General features: G+C 59.0%; 10 protein-coding genes and 1 tRNA gene. 6 read left to right on the top strand and 5 right to left on the bottom strand.

Annotation, left to right across the window (positions count from 1 at the left end):
- Positions 1-36: 36 nt before the first annotated feature.
- Positions 37-111 (bottom strand) — tRNA-Val (locus MUN82_RS17755).
- Between the two features lie 194 nt (positions 112-305).
- On the opposite strand from MUN82_RS17755, the gene MUN82_RS17750 reads away from it, so the two are divergent.
- Positions 306-2,837: an AsmA-like C-terminal region-containing protein gene (locus MUN82_RS17750; protein ID WP_245092617.1), complete on the top strand. Its 2,532-nt coding sequence runs from the start codon at positions 306-308 to the stop codon at positions 2,835-2,837.
- A gap of 210 nt (positions 2,838-3,047) precedes the next feature.
- On the top strand, positions 3,048-3,950 hold the full coding sequence (locus tag MUN82_RS17745; RefSeq protein ID WP_245092615.1) for a TerB family tellurite resistance protein: 903 nt from the start codon (positions 3,048-3,050) through the stop codon (positions 3,948-3,950).
- Positions 3,951-4,052: 102 nt separating this feature from the next.
- On the opposite strand, the gene MUN82_RS17740 is transcribed toward MUN82_RS17745, so the two are convergent.
- Positions 4,053-5,216, bottom strand: coding sequence for a mechanosensitive ion channel family protein (locus MUN82_RS17740; RefSeq protein ID WP_245092614.1), 1,164 nt, complete (start codon positions 5,214-5,216; stop codon positions 4,053-4,055).
- Between the two features lie 312 nt (positions 5,217-5,528).
- Here MUN82_RS17740 and MUN82_RS17735 point away from each other — a divergent pair, with 312 nt between their 5' ends.
- Positions 5,529-5,837: an ArsR/SmtB family transcription factor gene (locus MUN82_RS17735; RefSeq protein WP_185281918.1), complete on the top strand. Its 309-nt coding sequence runs from the start codon at positions 5,529-5,531 to the stop codon at positions 5,835-5,837.
- A gap of 90 nt (positions 5,838-5,927) precedes the next feature.
- On the opposite strand, the gene hemA is transcribed toward MUN82_RS17735, so the two are convergent.
- A complete protein-coding gene (gene hemA / locus MUN82_RS17730; RefSeq protein WP_245092612.1) occupies positions 5,928-7,199 on the bottom strand; it encodes a glutamyl-tRNA reductase in 1,272 nt (423 codons plus the stop codon).
- A 327-nt stretch (positions 7,200-7,526) separates the two neighbouring features.
- Here hemA and MUN82_RS17725 point away from each other — a divergent pair, with 327 nt between their 5' ends.
- Entirely contained in the window at positions 7,527-8,795 is a 1,269-nt protein-coding gene (locus MUN82_RS17725) for an ATP-binding protein (protein WP_311136405.1), read from the top strand.
- Positions 8,796-8,882: 87 nt separating this feature from the next.
- On the opposite strand, the gene MUN82_RS17720 is transcribed toward MUN82_RS17725, so the two are convergent.
- Together MUN82_RS17720 and MUN82_RS17715 are read right to left on the bottom strand one after the other, a co-directional pair.
- Positions 8,883-9,983, bottom strand: coding sequence for a lipocalin-like domain-containing protein (locus tag MUN82_RS17720; RefSeq protein ID WP_245092610.1), 1,101 nt, complete (start codon positions 9,981-9,983; stop codon positions 8,883-8,885).
- Between the two features lie 49 nt (positions 9,984-10,032).
- On the bottom strand, positions 10,033-10,782 hold the full coding sequence (locus MUN82_RS17715; protein ID WP_245092608.1) for a carboxypeptidase-like regulatory domain-containing protein: 750 nt from the start codon (positions 10,780-10,782) through the stop codon (positions 10,033-10,035).
- A 208-nt stretch (positions 10,783-10,990) separates the two neighbouring features.
- Here MUN82_RS17715 and MUN82_RS17710 point away from each other — a divergent pair, with 208 nt between their 5' ends.
- On the top strand, positions 10,991-12,727 hold the full coding sequence (locus MUN82_RS17710; RefSeq protein WP_375374098.1) for an amino acid permease: 1,737 nt from the start codon (positions 10,991-10,993) through the stop codon (positions 12,725-12,727).
- A 127-nt stretch (positions 12,728-12,854) separates the two neighbouring features.
- Positions 12,855-17,702, top strand: a complete 4,848-nt coding sequence (gene proA, locus MUN82_RS17705) for an anti-phage protein ProA (RefSeq protein WP_245092606.1) — start codon at positions 12,855-12,857, stop codon at positions 17,700-17,702.
- The last annotated feature ends 26 nt before the right edge of the window (positions 17,703-17,728 follow it).

The raw sequence follows: 17,728 nt of genomic DNA, 5'->3' as shown, positions 1-17,728 counted from the left end.
TAAAAAAGGACAGTCATTTCTGACTGTCCTTTTTAGTGGGAGATACTGGGTTCGAACCAGTGACCCTCTGCTTGTAAGGCAGATGCTCTGAACCAGCTGAGCTAATCTCCCTTGTGGCGTTGTGCCGTTTGGTGCTGCAAATATGGCGGGTCGTTTTCGATTACACAACATATTTTCCGAACTTCGGGTAAGATTTTTTTAGGTTTTGAGTTAGAAAAACACTCAAACGATTCATTGTCAGAAAATTTGTGGTGTCGGTTCGCCTGAAAAAATTTTTCATTTTTTTGTTCGTAAGCTGTTTTCTGGTGTTGGGAAGCGTTGCGGCGGCTCTGTGGTGGGGACAAGAACGCATCATTGGATTGTTTGTGCAGCAGGCAAATCACTACCTGCGCACCCCCGTGCAGGTAGGAAAGATAGAGTTGTCGTTGTTCGACCAGTTTCCGCGGGTGGCTATCACGATGCACCGAGTGGTGGTGACTGGCTCCCTACCCCATGATACTACCGCGCTGGCTCGTGCCCGCCGCCTGTACTTCGCCTTCGATGCTTGGGACCTGCTGATCCGGCGCTACCGCGTGCGGGCCGTAACCCTCACCGATGGGCAGGTGGCCGTGCGCCTCGATGCGCAAGGGCAGCCCAATTACGACGTACTACGGATGGATACTGCCGCCGCCGCAACCGACGAACCTTTTGCCTTCGACCTGGAGGGCATTCAGCTGGGCCGCATGGGGGTGACGTACGCAGATGCCAGCCGGCACCAACAGTTTGCGGGCCACATCCCCCAGATGCAGGCTACCCTAAGCGTAAAGGGCGACGAAGTAACTGTACGGGCCAAAGGCGAAACACACGTGCAGGCCCTGCGCGTGATGGATGATGCGTATTTTCAGGAAAAAGACCTGCTGCTGACCACTCACCTGCGCATCAACCGCCAGACCCAGCAGATTGCCGTGCTGCCTTCGGAAATCCGGATTGGGCCGGCTATTTATGGGGTGGCCGGTACCATTGGCTACCACCCGGCTACGTTGCTGGATTTGCGATTGGAGGGTAGGCAAACCGATGTGCAGTCGTTGCTGGCGCTGCTGCCGCCCCGCCTCAACCACCGGCTGGCCGGCTACCGAAGCCGCGGCGATGTGTATTTCCGGGGCACAGTGCGCGGTGAGTTTTCTACGAAAGTCAACCCCCGGCTGGATGTTCAGTTTGGCTGCCGCGATGCGGCGTTCTATCACCCTCAGTACCAACAGGAGATAGAGCACGTATTCCTGACTGGCACCTTCACCAATGGCACCGCCCACTCAGTCCGGACGGCTATGCTCGACCTGCGCAACGTGCGCGGCCAGCTGGGTGGGCGGCCTTTTAGCGGTAGCCTGCGCTATACCGATTTTCAGGAGCCCACCGTGCAGCTGCAACTAGCTGCCGATTTGGACATGGCGCGGGCCACGCGGTTTTTTCCGGTGGCCGCTGTGCGTGGGGCCACGGGCACGGCGCAGCTTTCGTTACAGGTGGCCGGACCCGTGGCGCACCTGCGGGCTGGCCGTGCCGCAAATGCCCGCGGTGAGCTAACCTTGCGTGATGTAGCCGTGCAGCTGCGGGCCTACTCGCAGCCCCTGCGCCGCTTGAATGGCCGCCTGGAGCTGCGCGGTAATAATATCACCATGCAGTCCCTGAAGGGCTACCTGGGGCGTTCTGATTTCCGAGTGAATGGAACGCTGAAAAACGCTGTGAGCTGGCTGCTCACCCCGCGGCAAACGCTGCTGATTCAAGCGCAGATGAATTCTAATTTGTGGGATTTTGATGAGCTGCTGCGCCTACCCACGGCCATGCCTACCCCTGCCCGGCGAGGTGGCCGCGCCGGTGGCGAGTACGCCCTGGAGCTGCCCGCTACCTTGGCCCTGGATGTGCAAACCAACGTGCGCCACCTACGCTTCCGTCGGCTGCGCGGGCGCGAGCTGCGCGGTACGGTGCGGCTGCGTAATCAGATTGTGTCTTCGCCGGCGCTGTCGGTGCGGGCGGCGGGTGGGCGGGCCAGTATCCGCGGTACTGTTGATGTGCGCCGGCCCAATCTGGTGAAGGTGAGTACCACCGCCACTTGCACGCAGGTACCACTCGATAGCCTGTTCTATGTGTTCGAGGACTTCGGGCAGCGCTTTATCACGGCGCGGCACCTGCGGGGGCAGCTCACGGCCCAGATCGAGTCCGATGTGTACCTCGATGGAGCGCTCTACCCTCTCACCGACCGGCTGGAGGCCGAGGTGAAGGCCACTGTCCGCAACGGTGAGCTAAACAACTTTGCGCCCCTGCAAAAACTCTCGATGGTGGCTAATCGGGAACAGCTACGTCACCTGCGCTTTGCGGAACTGAAAAACAGCCTCTACGTGCAGAGCCGCACGGTCTATATTCCGGAGATGGATATCCGGTCCAACGTGCGCACGGCCTCGCTGATACAGGTAACGGGCACGCATACCTTCGATCAGCAGATGGACTACCATCTCAGCATTCCGCTGTTGCCGGGCTTGCTACGCCGCCCCGATGCGGCCGGGGGCACTCCCACTGGCCCACGCCTCTTGTTGGCCGTGCGCGGCAACGAGCAGGATTTTACGGTGCGCTACGACCGGGCCCGCGCGCAGCTGGTTACCGGTGCCCGACCCGAGACGGGTAGCCCATCGGCGGCTCCAGCCACGCGCCCACCTGCCGCCACGCGTCCGGGCATTCTGGGCCGCATTCTGTCGCCCCCAGTGCGCTCTAGCGAAGGAACGGTCAATACTCGTCCCGCTCCAGCACCCAGGAAGCCTGCACCCAAACCTGCCACTCAGCCCCAGCCCGGCGAGTATTTCGAGTTTTGAGGGGGGTAGGAAGGCAGAGTGAAGTTCTTTCGTGCTGCTCCCCAGAGGAACGGACCGGTTCTGCATTCATCAGGCAACGGGATTTTGGGCTGCTTGGGAGAGCAGATGCCGCCAGCAGCGTCCAGCTGGTTTCGTATAACTCGCATCTAATTATTCCCGTTTGAGGATAGCAAGGATTTTCTCTGCTATTTATCTTCTCCCTGTCTTCTCATGAGCAACTCTCAACTTCTGCAAAACTATTCTGAGCCGGAAAAAACAGCTTATCTGGCTATTATTGCCAGTTTATCTTCGGCCGACCGCGAGGCATCCGCCACTGAGCAGGATTTTCTGCAACAGCTTACCAAAGCCGCTGGCCTGAGTGAGGCAAGTACCCAACAGGTATTGGCGTCGGCCAAAGACGCTACCAACCAGAGCGTGCAGCAAAACCTAGATGCCTTGCGCGGCAGCGACCTGCGCTTCTCGCTCATCACCGACCTCATCAGCTTCGCCCGTTCCGATGGGTCGTATACTGATGATGAGGAGATTATGATCAACAAAATCGCCTCCTACCTGCAAGTGAATGCCGGTCAGCAGCAAGTACTGGAGCAGGTAGTAGACCAGGCCGAACGCGTGCCACACGACGCCGGTGACCCAACCAAACAGAGCTTCCTGGGCGGCCTTTCCGATAAGCTATCCAATGTCGGTATTCCGAAGGGGGCGCTGCTGTCGGGCCTACTAGGGGTAGTGGCCCCCATGATTCTGTCGAAGGTAATGAGCCGTAGTTCGTCGGGTGCTGCCGCTGGCTCCTCGGGTACGGTAGGCGACCTAATGAACAGCAACACAGCAGGTAGCAGCTTTGGCGATATCCTGGGGGGCCTGATGGGAGGCTCGCTGCTGGGCAACGTGCTGGGAGGCTCTATGAGCGACGTGACCCGTCCTTACGATACTAGCTCCCTACCCCGCCAAGGCTCACACGCTGGCAACGGCGGCCTGGGCTCTCTGATTTCTATTCTGGGCGGCTTGGGTCAACAACCGAACTCGGCACCCCGGAGCGCGGGCGGCGGCGGGCTAGGTAGCCTGCTCGGTGGCAAAATGGGTAGCGTACTAGGCGGCCTGTTGAACGGCAACCGATAGACTAGCACCAGTTATAAAAGCAGATAGCCGGGGATTATAAGGTATTGGTTTTCAAAGCCAAACACCTTATAATCCCCGGCTATCTGCTCTTATAATTGATGCTTACGAACTAGCTACCGACGAACCATCAGGATTGGGCTGTAGGCTGCGGGGTAGGGCTTGCGAGCTGGCGCCCGAAGAGGTAGTAGTAAGCCGGGTGGTATCCACAAAGGCGCTTGCGTTGCGCTCTACAATATCTACCAGCTTGAAGTTAATTTCTTCCATCACATTCAAATACTCGTCGTAGCTGTCGGTGGTTATGTAGTACTGAATGCGGATATCCTTGGAGTTGGAGGTCAGCGATGTGAATTTCACCTGCGCATCGGGCTGAATAAGCGGGTGGGAGTTGATGGCCTCAAATGCTTGATTGACAACATTGTGCAGTTGCTCATTAGAGGTGCTTTGCTGTAGCGACATCATGAAGAACACCCGGCGGGCTGTGCGCAGCGAAAGATTATCCAGTGGCTTATCAATCATCGACTTGTTAGGCACCGTCACGTAGCTTTTTTCTACGGTGCGCAGGCGGGTGCTACGGAAGCCAATCTGTTCAATAGTGCCGGTGATGTCGCCCACGCTCACCAAATCGCCCACGATGAAGGGGCGGTCGAGGAAGATGGTGAACGAAGCCAGCAGGTTTTCCAGGCTTTCCTTGGCAGCAAAAGCTACGGCCAGACCACCAATGCCCAAACCACCGATAAGGGCCGTAACGTCTACCCCAAATGTTTTGCCTAGTACAATCAGGAAAGCCACTGCGCCTACCAGAAATTTGAGCAGGTCGCGGGCAAAGGGCACCAACTGGTTGGCCACACGCGGCGAAGCCTCCGCCCGTCGCAGAAACACCAGCACGAAGAAGTCGATGAAGCGGGTGATAATCCAGGCGATGCTGGAGATGATACAGATCTGATACAACCGAAAAATGGCCACCTCATACCATGGGTCGGAGCGAGCCAGCTCGGCGCTGCGCACCGGGATATTCAGAACCTGAAAAGCTAAATAGAGACTGGTAAGAAAGATGACCAGCGAGACGGGCTGAATCAGCAAATCGTGAAACTGCCCCTCCGTAACGCCCTCCGACTTACCCCGCACAAAGCGGTATAATAGCTTGGTTAATAGCTTGGACATCAAGTTCTTGAAAAGCAAGCCAAACAGCAAGATTCCCAGCGCTATAAGATACGTCTGGACACTGTTGCCCAGAAAACGGTACTGCAAAATTTCAGAAAGAGTCATAGGCAAAAAGTACTGGCAGACACAAGCGCCGTTACGCAACTGTATCCTATAGAAAAACGCAACCTGCTAATGCGTTACGCAAAACAAAAGAAATAGCTACTTCAGCCGAATCATCTGTACCGAATATGTAGACCAGTTTGGGAGCCGAGAGCAAAATAAAAAAGGCTACTCCGGCCACTGGGTGCCACCGATGTACAAATTTCCGTCACGTACTGCTTTCTGAGGAACTTTGCAAGGGGGAAATAGCGTATTACGCATATTCCGGGCAACGACCTTGTGATGAACTGCCCGATCCACGTTCTACTCCATACTATGAAACCTTTGCTCTCGCGCGTCGAATCCAAGAAAGTAGATAAGGCCGCTGCGATGCTGAAAGTGCTGGCTCACCCCAAGCGCCTCGCCATCGTTGACTTGCTGGGCAAAGAGGACAAGATGACTGTAACGGAAATTTACCGCTCGCTCGATCTGCCTCAGGCTATTGCCTCTCAGCACCTTATCACCCTGAAAGACCGGGGCATCCTGTCGTCTTTCAAAGTAGGAACCAAGATTTACTACTCGCTCTCCATCCCCAAACTGCTGGACGTAATAGACTCGCTGGAAGACTGCTGCGACGCAATTTGAGGCCTCCTGCATGGAGGGACAAGAAAAAAGACTGCTCGAGGGCAGTCTTTTCGTGTTTTAAGGAAAGTGAGGAGTCACCGTTTTACTACCTCACGCCGTAGCTGGCTGATTCTCTAAGTCGAACAGTTCTGTGAGGGCGTCCACCAACTGGTCGGCGTTGTCACGCTTGCAGGCGGCTTTCAACTGGAGCACGTGCTGTTTCAGCACTTTGTTCATTAAGGAACGGGTTACGTCTTCAAGGCGCTTCGCTTCCTCGGGGGTAGCCTTTTTGAGGTGGCGCTCCAGCTCTTCCTGCCGCAGCGTTTCTAAGGCTCCTTTGATTTTCTGAATGATGGGCGACACCATCATCTCTTTGGCCCAGTCGCCCAGGCTGGCAATGCTCTCGGCAATGATGGCGCGTACCTGTGGCACGGCTGCTAAGCGCTGCTCCAGCGCCGCCGAAGTCTTGCTGTGAATAGCGTCGATATTATATACCAGCACGCCGGGCACCGTCTCTACCTCCGCCTCAATGCTGCGCGGCACCGACAAGTCGATGAAGAACTTGTAGCTCAGCACATCCATGTGTGCCACCAGCTCGCGGGTGAAAAAGGGCGTGTCGCGGGCGATGGAGGAAATCACCACGTCGGCTTCACGCAGGCCCTGGGTCAGGTTTTCGAAGTCAAGTACTTTCACGCCACACTCGGCGGCGAGCTGCTCAGCCTTGTGGCGGGTGCGGTTGCAGATGGTCACGTCGGAGAACTGGCGGCTGTCGCCGAGGTGGCGGCACACGTCGGCGCCAATTTCACCCAGCCCGACCACCAGCACACGCGGGTTGGCTATATCGGTGGTCAACTCCTCTACCAGCTCCAGGGCAGCATAGGAGGTAGAGGCTGCCCCATCGCGAAAGGCAGTTTCCTGCTGCACCCGCTTGTTGGTGAAGAAGATAGTATGCAGCAACCGGTGCAGAAACGGCCCGGCGGCATCCGCATCGGCCGAGTACTGGTAGGCCATCTTCACCTGGTTGCTGATCTGCAGGTCACCTACCACCTGAGCGGCGAGGCCCATGCTCACCTCAAACAGGTGCTGCACGGCATCCTCGTAGGTGTCCAGAATATCGAAGTACGCGTAGTAGGCCGTCGCATCGGGGAGCTGCTTGAGCTGCGCCAGGGCCTCGATAATGGCCGGGCTCTGGTCGCGGTCGGCGGCGTAGTAGACTTCGGTACGGTTGCAGGTGCTCAGCACCAGCAGGTCCTGCAAGTGCAGGTCGTGGTGGAGCGTGTGCAGGAAGCGGCGGCAAGCAGCCTCGTCCAGGGCAATAAGCTCGCGGATTTCCAGCGGCGCTTTTTTATAGGAGAGGCTGACAGCTTTAAACGGGTGGAGCATAGCAGGTACTAACGCGGAGCGTAGGGCGCAAAATTACGGCGCAATTCGATAGATTGAAAACAGCGAGTAGGTAGGAGAGGTTCGGGAGAAAGGAAGTTCTGTGAAAGATGGGGGTATAACCCCGCAAAACGGCCTTTTTCGGAAATATATAAGCCTGCTTACAGGGCATATTTATTTTATTCTAAACAGTTTACCTGCCATAAAACAGCTGTATAACGGCTTTTTAGAGCAGAAGGAGCCGGTGACGGTGCTTTTCTAGGGCGGTTGGTGGATGATTTTTGTCAGGTTTTGGTTGGATAGCGCCACAGGGGTAGGCCGGCATGGCCCGTGGCTTCCTTGCGCACGACCCGCGCCGAGTTCCTACCTTCGTTGTCTCACCTACCCGGAGCTTGGCTCCATCGCTTTTCCTTGATTCCGATCTACGACCAAAAATCCCGTGGCAAGCTGGTAGTGCTGGCCAGTGCTTTGCTGATTGCGGTGGCCACTGTGTTGTATACCAATATCTTGGTGCGCCACTTGGCCGAGCGCGAACAGCAGCAGATAGACCTCTACGCTAAGGCCATGCGCTTCCTGATTAATACGGAGGTGGAGGATGCCAACACCACCTTCGTGTTCGACGAAATTATTCAGCTAAACAAGACCATCCCGATTTTGCTGGTAAACAGCGACGGCGACGTAGTGGATTACAAGTACGTAGATGTACCTAAAGGCCTGAACGACGAGCAGCGTCAGGTGTTCTTGAAAAAGCAGGTGCTCGAAATGAAAGAAAAGCACCCACCCATTGTGATTGAGTTGGGTGCTGGCCTGCGTAACTATCTGTATTATAAAAACTCTGAACTGCTCGATCGACTGCAAACCTACCCGCTGGTGCAGCTGGCGGTGGTAAGCTGCCTAGCTGTTATTGCCTATTTCTCATTCAGCTCGTCGCGGCGGGCCGAGCAAAACCGCGTGTGGGTAGGGCTGGCCAAGGAAACGGCCCACCAGCTGGGCACGCCACTGAGCAGCCTGGTGGGCTGGCAGGCGTATTTGCGGGAGTCGGAACGCTTTAAGGACGAGCCGATTGTGGAGGAGCTGGGCAAGGACATCCGGCGGCTGGAAATTATTACAGAGCGTTTCAGCAACATCGGCTCGGTGCCGGTGCTTAAGGACGAGAATATTCTGATGGTGACCCAAAACGCCATTGCCTACCTACAAAGCCGGGTGTCGCGCAAGGTTATCTTCACCATCACCACCTCCCTACCCACCGATATGCCCGCGCAGGTAAACGTGCCGCTGTTTGATTGGGTGGTAGAAAACATCTGCAAAAACGCCGTGGATGCCATGGATGGTCGGGGCAGCATCCATATTCACTTGCGCCGGCCGGTGCGCAGCAAAAACCAGATTGCCATCGACATCACGGACACGGGCAAGGGCATCTCGAAGAATAAGATGGAGTCGGTATTCCTACCCGGTTACACTACCAAGAAGCGCGGGTGGGGTCTGGGGCTGGCGCTGGCCAAGCGCATTATCGAGAACTATCACAAAGGCAAGCTCTTCGTGAAGTGGTCTGAGGTAGGGAAGGGTACCACCTTCCGCATCGTGCTGAATGGGGAGTAGTGAGTTAAGGCGCTGCTAGGTAGAAAAAGTGCGTGTCATCCTGAGCGCAGCTCAGGATGACACGCACTTTTTCTATTTGTCAACTCATCATTTCCTCGCCGTTACGGCTTCTTTCACCTTTTGCTTTTCCTTGCGGTTGGTGATTTCGACGTAGCTGCGGCCGGTCACAGGTTTGCCGTAGTGCGTGCCGGATACACGGCACATACCTTCCCAATAGCTCATCTTGATGCCGGGTAGCAGCTTGATGCTCAACTCCTGATCCTGCATAACCGGCTCTATCACCAAATCGTAGCCCTGGCTGGGGATGCGCACGCGCCACTTATTGGGGTAGGTTTTGCGGGAGTGCGGGCTGGTCCACTCGGCCAGGGTTTCGAGCTGGAAGTCGTCTTCGCCGAGGTGAGTGCTCTGCGCAGTAGCCGAGTAGTGCGAGCCGCCGCCCACGTATTCCCCGGTGGCACGGTTGAATAGCTGATACAGCATCAAGTCCTCTTTCGGCTCGTCCAGCTGAACGCTGAACCAGTCCCAGCCGGCGTCCTTAGCCATCACGGAGTTGCAGTTCCATTGGCGGTCGTACCACAGCTCACCTTCTACCTCGTGCCGCTGGCCATTCACTTCCATAGTGCCGCTGGCCATCAGGCGCGGGTAGCTGTAATAGCCGGCCGTGGCCTTGCCACCGTAGTTTTCGTAGCCGGTGCCGCTGTGCAGCAGCACGGGTTTGGCGGGCGTGGTGGTCAGGTTGATAGCCGTGCCAGCGTGGCGGGCCATGCGCGCCTGCAAGTGGTAGCGGCCCTCCTGGCCCGTAAGCTGCCACTGCTGGGCCTGCTTCTGCATATTCAGGTTGAGGGGTAGGGTAGCAGTGAGCAGCTCCGGCAGCTTGCGCACCTTATAGTCGTAGCGAAACTGCTGGGCCTTAGGGTCGGTCACGGAAAAGTTGACCATCTGCCAGTCTTGCTTGCCGTTCAGGTTGAAGTGGAAGAATACGTACTCCGTGCCGAACTCCTCGCCAGTATTCTTGTCGCGCAGGTGGCCAGTGAAATACCACCATTCCAAAGAATTGCGCTCGTGCGGCGCTTCTTCCTGAGGCAGTTGGGCGGTTTCGGTGAAAACGTCGTGTTTATTGGTCGGCTTCACGGCACAGCCAGACAATGTGCCGAATAAGAGTAGGGTAGCGAGCAGCAAGTTCTTCATCCCCAGATAAAGGATTTTTCGGGGGAAAAGGTTTGGTGCAAGCACTACTTTACCACCGCTGAAACGGCCGCTTCACCCGCTGCCACAAGCCGCGGGGCGTGTACCAAGGAGAGGAAGAATAACCGTCTACAACAACTACTTCACCGCTCAACATGCCTTTTACATCAGGCGTCAACACTACGTGTAGCGTTTGATTTGGGGAGGTAGGTATCGCTACGTGCTGCGGCTGATAGCCGATATAAGAAACGGTAAGCTGTAGGTGCATTGCTACAGCTGCAGGCGGTACGGTCAATTCAAACCTGCCATTTGTGTCAGACACTGCACCAAGTTGTGTACCCGGTAGTAAGACGGTAACGCCCGGCAACGGCCCATCTGCATCCGTAACGACACCGTGTACCGTCACCGGCGGTGGGGCTACTAAGCCCAGTGTGATGGGCGCAAGCGTAGGAGTTGGTTCCCGCTGTTCCAACGGCACTTGTGCCCGCACGGCCGGCGCGGCTACTTCCCGTAGCCCCCACACTGCCACGGCCGCTGCTAGCCATGTTCGCCACCGTGCAGTTCCCACAGTAGCCGCAGTGGTGGGTTGCAACGGTCGACCCAACTGCTCGGCCCGGAACCGTCCGCAAGTAGATTGGCCTGCGTGCTGCCCGAGGTAGGCCAGCAGTTCGGCATCGGTGAAGTGGGTGAAATCGACTACCACGGTTTGGCAGGCGGCGCAGTGGCGACCGTTTGTAGCAGGTGTCATCTGTTGCCAGTTCTCGTGGCAGGGGGTAGGGACGGATAGGGTAGGGGCAAGCATAGGCAGAGAAGTTGAAAACGGCTGTTGCTAGGTAGATGCCACTGGTTGTCACATTCCACACGCCGTTACAAAAAATACTTTTCCCGTTGACCATCAGCCGCATCAGCGAGAATGCGCCGCGTCCGCCGCATTTATTCAGTATCTTTTGCCCTCCAAAACCGATTCTACCGCATTGCCTACTCCGCTACCTCCTACGCGCACGGCCGGCTTGTTCCGGCGCAAAAGTATAGCCCAACTTCAGTCGAACCCGCCCGCCGATGCCCACGCCGGGGTAGGCGGCGAGCAAGACGGCCACTTGGCCCGCCACCTCTCCGTGCGCGACCTCACGGCCCTGGGCATTGCGGCTGTGATTGGAGCCGGCATTTTCAGCACCATCGGCAACGCCTCGCACGACGGCGGCCCGGCCGTGTCGCTGTTGTTTGTCTTCACGGCCATTGCTTGCGCTTTCTCAGCGCTGTGCTACGCGCAGTTTGCGGCTACCATCCCGGTGTCGGGTTCAGCCTACACCTACGCCTACGCCTCGTTTGGCGAGCTGGCCGCCTGGATTATCGGCTGGGCGCTGATTATGGAATATGCCGTGGGCAACATTGTGGTAGCCATTTCGTGGTCAGATTATTTTACCGGTTTGCTGGATGGCGTAGGGTTGCATATTCCTGATTATCTAACCCTTGGAACCCAAAGCGCCTATGCCGGCTACCACGCCGTGCTGGACTTGATGCTGGCTGGCCGACCACTCTCAGAGGCCACTGCTGCTCAGCAAGAAGCCTACCGCATCTGGAGCGCGGCGCCTACCCTGTTCGGCGACTTCAAGCTGGTCTGCGACCTGCCCGCCTTCATCATCACGGTGCTCGTTACGGCGCTGGTATACATCGGTATCAAAGAATCGAAAACGGCTTCTAACCTGCTGGTTTTGTTGAAGCTAGCCGTAGTAGGGGTAGTAATTGTGGTAGGAGCGTTTTATGTAAAAACCGCCAACTGGACACCCTTCGCACCCAACGGCATTGGTGGCGTACTAAAAGGCGTATCAGCGGTGTTTTTTGCCTATATCGGTTTCGACGCCATCAGTACCACGGCTGAGGAGTGCAAGAACCCCCAGCGTGACCTGCCCCGCGCCATGATTTATGCCTTGGTGATTTGCACCATTCTGTATGTGATAATTACGCTGGTACTCACCGGCATGGTGAGCTATACCGAGCTAGGGGTAGGCGACCCGCTGTCCTTCGTATTCAAGCAGGTAGGCGTAGACTGGCTGGCAGGCGTGGTGGCCGTGTCGGCGGTATTTGCCATGACCTCGGTGCTGCTGGTGTTCCAGATTGGACAGCCACGTATCTGGCTGACGATGAGCCGCGACGGGCTGTTGCCGCCGGTGTTTGCCAAGGTGCACCCCAAGTTTCACACGCCCTCGTTCAGTACCATCGTCACGGGCCTGTTTGTGGGCGTGCCGGCCTTGCTGCTCAATATGGATTTGGTGATTGACCTCACCAGCATCGGCACCCTGTTCGCGTTTGCACTGGTGTGCGGCGGCATCCTCATCATCGACCCCCACGGGCAGTCCGACGCCCGTTTCAAGGTGCCCTACCTCAGCGGCCGCTACGCCGTGGGCCTGATCCTATTAGCGGCTGCCGTGGCGCTGTGGCAGTATAACCGTTCGGCCATCAGCGAGTTCTGGCAGGCCGTGAGCAGCGGCGACTACGAGCAGTTTCGCCACCAGATTCCGATGCTCGTGTTCCTACTGTTTTGCGTGGGGCTGACAGTGGTGTCGTTCACCAAGCGCCTGTCGCTGCTGCCGGTGCTGGGCCTGCTCACCAACCTCTACTTAATGACTCAACTGGGCATCAGCAACTGGATGCTGTTCTTCGGCTGGCTGATTATCGGGTTGGCTATCTACTTCGGCTACAGCAACAAGCACAGCAAGCTGAACACCAGGGTAGGATATAAACAATAGAGCAAGCGTTTCTAACCGGCCCATCATCAGTGGGAATCCCGTCGTTGGGCTGGACCTTCTTGCATGCGAGACAGCTAATCTATATGCTTGATATGCTGAGTACTATACCTGCTTATTCATATCTGTTATGGAATCTTTTACTGATTCATTAGTTACTTCTGCAACACTTACCGCCCGCCTCGAAGCCTCCCGCCAGGAATTGCTGGACCTGGGGTTGCGCAACCCACTGCTCAACTTCCGGCCCTCGTCGGCGCGGGGCGTAACAGTGGTGCGCGAGCAGTCGGCGGCCATATATGAAGTGCTGGTGCGGCAAGGCAAAACCATGTATTTCCAGGGTGCGCCCGGCTCGCGCAAGGCCATAAAATCCCCGGATTCAGTGCAGCTCATGAGCGGCTTCACGCACTTGGAAGCTGCCGCTTCCGAACTCAGTGCCACCGAAGCCCAGGCTCGGCGCGACGAATATTATAAGGCCGCCCAGGAGCCGGTGCCTATGCCGGCCGACCTTCCGGAAGCGGAGCGGGCTGCCCTGCTCACCGACAACAAGCTGCAAACCGACGACCCGGCAGATAAGCTCGAAAGCCGGCTGCTCAACACTTATTATACGGCCCGCACCAGCCTGGAAGAAACCGGCGTCAACATCCTGTATCTGGCACTGGGGCAGTTGACTTGGTTTGAGGCCGAAAGCAGCCAGGAGACCCGCTACGCCCCGTTGCTGCTGTTGCCGGTTCTGCTGGAGCGCGGTACCGCCGCCGAGCGGTTCCGGCTGCGCCACACCGGCGCCGAAATCGAAAGTAACCTCTCCTTACAGGCTAAGTTAAAGGCCAGCTTTGGGCTGAGTTTGCCGGAGTGGGACGAAGAAACCGGAGTGGCCGCCTACCTCGCGGCCGTGGCCGAAGCCATAGCCGGCCTGCCGCGCTGGCAGGTGCAGCCCGACAGCATTGCGCTGGGCTTCTTTTCGTTCGGGAAGTTTATGCTCTACCGCGACCTGGACCCCGCGCTTTGGCCCTCTGAAACCCCGTTGCTCAACCATCCAGCTATTGCGGCACTGTTGGGCACCGATACCGGCTTCCGGGATGCCGCCCCCACCGTTGGCGACACGGCCTTCCTCGACACCGAAAGTCCGGCCGCCGAGTTGCACCAGGTGCTCGACGCCGACTCCTCGCAGCTGCTGGCGCTGCTGGCCGTGCAGGAAGGTCGCAACCTCGTGATTCAGGGACCGCCCGGCACCGGTAAGTCGCAAACCATTGCCAACCTGCTGGCTGAAGCCATTGGGGCGGGCAAGAAGGTGCTGTTCGTAGCTGAAAAAATGGCCGCACTGGAAGTGGTAAAGCGCCGCCTCGACAACCTAGGGCTGGGCGTGGCCTGCTTAGAACTGCACAGCAACAAAGCCAACAAGAAAGCCCTGCACGACGAGCTGAAGCAGACGCTGAGCCTCGGCCGGCCGGCCACCGCGGCGCTGGTAGAAGACCAGATGGCCCAGCTGCCCCGCTACCGCGCCGCCCTCAACGACTACGCCCTGGCCGTAAATACCCCACTGGGCCGTAGCCGCCGCACCGCCCAGCAGGTGGTTGGCGAGCTGGCCCGCCTGCAGGAGGCGCGCGGCGCGGTAGAGCTGCCCCGGCTTGCTATTTCCCACCTTGCTGAGTGGAACGACACCGATGCTGCCCACGCCGAAACCCTGGCGGCCCGCCTGCAGGCTACCTTGCAGAAAGTCGGGCGGCCGAAAGACCTGCTGTTCTGGGGCAGCGAGCTGACCGTACTGCTGCCTGCTGCGCAACAGCAGCTGACACAGTACCTGCGCGAAGCCCAAGAAGCTGTGGAGGCGCTGCAGGCTGCTGCCGAAGCCCTAGCCGGGCATCTTGGTCTCCAGCCCCTCCCCACAGATCGCGCCGCTGTCGAGGCCCTGCTGCCGGCTGCCCGCCACGCGCTGCTAGCTCCTAGGCTGTCTGGAGCAGCCGTAGCAGATAGAGCCTGGCTGGAGCAAGCTGGCCGAATCAGCGAAACCCTGACGGCTGGCACTGCCCATACGGCCCTGCGTCAGCAGCACGAGGCCACGCTGCTACCGGAAGCCTGGGGCCAGCAGTTACTGCCGGAGCGCGGCGCCTTTATGAGCTATGGCGACAAGTGGTGGAAATTCCTGAATGGCGACTACCGCAACGCCAAAAAGCGCCTGCAAAGCCTCTGGCGCGGCCCGTTGCCCGCCGAAACTGCTTCCGTCATCAGGGCCATTGATGCCATCCACGAAACGGCCCGCCACGAGCAGCAACTCACCGGAGCCCATAGTTTGATGAGTGGCTTGTTCGGGGCGGCATGGCAGGACGTGCGCTCGGAGTGGCCGATGCTGACGAAAACGCGCGACTATCTGACGCTCACCCACCAACGCATCAGCCGCCAGGAACTGCCCACGGCGCTGCTCGACTACCTGGCCCGGCAGCCGGCCCCCGAAACGCTGGCCCCGCTGCTGGCTGCTCTCGAAGCAGCCCTGACCCGGCACCGCACCGCGCTGCAAGCCACCGCCGATGCCCTGCAGCTCAACGAAGCTCGCCAGTTCGGTCCCGATGGCCGCCTGCAGTTTCAGCCCTTTGCCGCGCAGCTGGCTATTCTCTCCGCCTGGGCCGCCGACCTGCCGGCCCTGCGCCTTACCACCGAATGGAATAACGTGGCCGCCACCGCACAGACTGAAGGCTTGCCAGAGCTGCTGTTGCTGGCCGAGCGTTGGGAGCCGGCCGCCCACCACCTGGTAGCGGCCGTGCGGCAGACTTGGCTGGAGTATTTGCAGAAGCTGGCCTACGAGCAGCATCCGGCCCTGCGGCAGTTCGAGCGGGCCGGGCACGAGGAAGTAGCCGCCCGCTTCCGCCAGGCCGACCGGGACTCGCTCTACCACAACCGGGTACGGGCCATGCAACAGCATTTCGGGCAGCTGCCCCACCAGCAGGCCGGCGGCCAGATGCTGCTGCTGCGCAACGAATTCGCCAAGAAAACCCGCCATCTGCCCCTGCGCAAGCTCATGCAGCAGGCCGGGCGGGCGGTGCAGGCCATCAAGCCGGTGTTTATGATGTCGCCGCTGTCGGTGGCCAGCTACCTGCCGCCAGGCGCCGTGGAGTTCGATTTGGTGGTTTTTGATGAGGCCAGCCAGGTGAAGCCGGTGGAAGCCTTGGGGGCCATTGCCCGCGGCCGGCAGCTGGTAGTAGTCGGCGACTCCAAGCAGCTGCCGCCTACCTCGTTCTTCGACTCCCTGACCGGAGCCGGCGAAGACGCCGACGAGGAAAATGTGACGGCCGACATCCAGAGTATTCTGGAGCTGTGCAAGGCCCGCCAGATGCCCGAGCGGATGCTGCGCTGGCACTACCGCAGCCTGCACCAAAGCCTGATTGCGGCTTCCAACCACCTGTTCTACGACGACAAGCTGGTGATTTTTCCGAGCCCGGGCGGGCAGGGGCAGTTGGGCCTGGTCTACCATCATTTGCCCGGCACGCACTACGAGCGGGGCACTACGCGCACCAACCCGCAGGAGGCGCAAGCTGTGGCCGAGGCCGTGTTGCACCACGCCCGCACCACGCCGCGCCTCACGCTGGGGGTGGTGGCCTTCAGCACGGCGCAGCGCCAGGCCATTCAGGATGCGTTGGAAAAGCTGCGCCGCCAGCACCCCGAAACCGAAGAGTTTTTCAACCGCCATCCGCACGAGCCGTTCTTCGTGAAAAACCTGGAAAACGTGCAGGGTGATGAGCGAGACGTTATTCTGATCAGCATTGGCTACGGCCGCACCCGGGAAGGTTACCTGAGCATGAGCTTCGGGCCGCTGAACGGCGAAGGCGGGGAGCGGCGCCTCAATGTGCTCATCACCAGAGCCAAGCAGCGCTGCGAAGTCTTCACCAACCTCACGGCCGACGACCTGGATTTAAGCCGCACCCGTGCCCGGGGCGTGGCGGCGCTCAAAACGTTTCTGGGTTTCGCGCAGCACGGCCGCCTGAATCAGAACGTGGAAACCGGTCGGGCCATGGAGTCGCCGTTTGAAGAGGCCGTGCACCGCGCCCTCACGGCCCGTGGCTACGTAGTGCGCCCCCAGATTGGCTCGCAGGGCTTCTACATCGATTTGGCCGTGGTCGACCCCGACCAGCCAGGCCGCTACGTGCTGGGCATCGAGTGCGACGGGGCCATGTACCACAGCGCCCGCTCGGCCCGCGACCGGGACCGGCTGCGGCAGGAGGTACTGGAAAATGTGGGCTGGCGCCTGCACCGCATCTGGAGCACCGACTGGTTCCGGGACCCCGCCGCCGAAACCGAGCGTGCCGTGCAGGCCATTGAAGCCGCCCGCCACCTCGCTGCCCTCGACGAAGCCGACGAGCCGGAAGAAGAGGCCCCTGCTTTAGGTACGGACGCTCCCTCCGGCATTGCGCGGGAAGAAGCGTCCACTATGCCCATTTCCTTATCTGAGCCCTACCAGGTAGCGCAACTGCCGGCCGCCGTCGGGCACCGCGAGCTGCACCAGCATAGCCTGGGCCAGCTGGCCAACTGGCTCACGCAAATCGTCCGCGTCGAAAGCCCGGTGCATATTGAGGAGGCCACCCGGCGACTGGCACAGGCCAGCGGGGCCACGCAGGTAGGGGCCCGCATCCGCAAGGTCGGGCAAGATGCGGCGCTGCTGGCCCAGAACCTGCGGCACCTGCGCCGGGTAGGCGACTTCCTCTGGGACAATGCCATGCAGCAGCCTCCGCTCCGCGACCGAAGTCAGCTGCCGGCCGTGTCGCGCAAGCTGGGCTTCGTGGCCCCCGAGGAGATGGCGCTGGCCCTGCGCACGGTGGTGGAGCAAAGCTTCGCCCTACCTCGCGAAGCTGTATTTCTACCTACCGTTCGCCTGCTCGGCTTCGCCCGCTTATCAGACGATATGCGCCAGCAACTGGAGGTGGTTGTGGCAGGCCTGTTGGAGCGGGGTGAGCTGGCGGAAATGAACGGTATTTTGAAACCGGCTGCCTGACAAAATAGCTCTGCGGGCTAAATCTA

The sequence above is a fragment of the Hymenobacter aerilatus genome (assembly GCF_022921095.1).
In the GTDB taxonomy this organism is placed as follows: domain Bacteria; phylum Bacteroidota; class Bacteroidia; order Cytophagales; family Hymenobacteraceae; genus Hymenobacter; species Hymenobacter aerilatus.
This window is presented reverse-complemented; position numbering and strand designations above follow the sequence as displayed.

Bases quoted from the DNA above. Each gene is read 5' to 3' on its own strand.
- MUN82_RS17740 (WP_245092614.1), bottom strand. From the start codon at position 5,216: ATGACTCTTTCTGAAATTTTGCAGTACCGTTTTCTGGGCAACAGTGTC.
- MUN82_RS17715 (WP_245092608.1), bottom strand. From the start codon at position 10,782: ATGCTTGCCCCTACCCTATCCGTCCCTACCCCCTGCCACGAGAACTGG.
- MUN82_RS17745 (WP_245092615.1), top strand. From the start codon at position 3,048: ATGAGCAACTCTCAACTTCTGCAAAACTATTCTGAGCCGGAAAAAACA.
- proA (WP_245092606.1), top strand. From the start codon at position 12,855: ATGGAATCTTTTACTGATTCATTAGTTACTTCTGCAACACTTACCGCC.
- MUN82_RS17720 (WP_245092610.1), bottom strand. From the start codon at position 9,983: ATGAAGAACTTGCTGCTCGCTACCCTACTCTTATTCGGCACATTGTCT.
- MUN82_RS17735 (WP_185281918.1), top strand. From the start codon at position 5,529: ATGAAACCTTTGCTCTCGCGCGTCGAATCCAAGAAAGTAGATAAGGCC.
- hemA (WP_245092612.1), bottom strand. From the start codon at position 7,199: ATGCTCCACCCGTTTAAAGCTGTCAGCCTCTCCTATAAAAAAGCGCCG.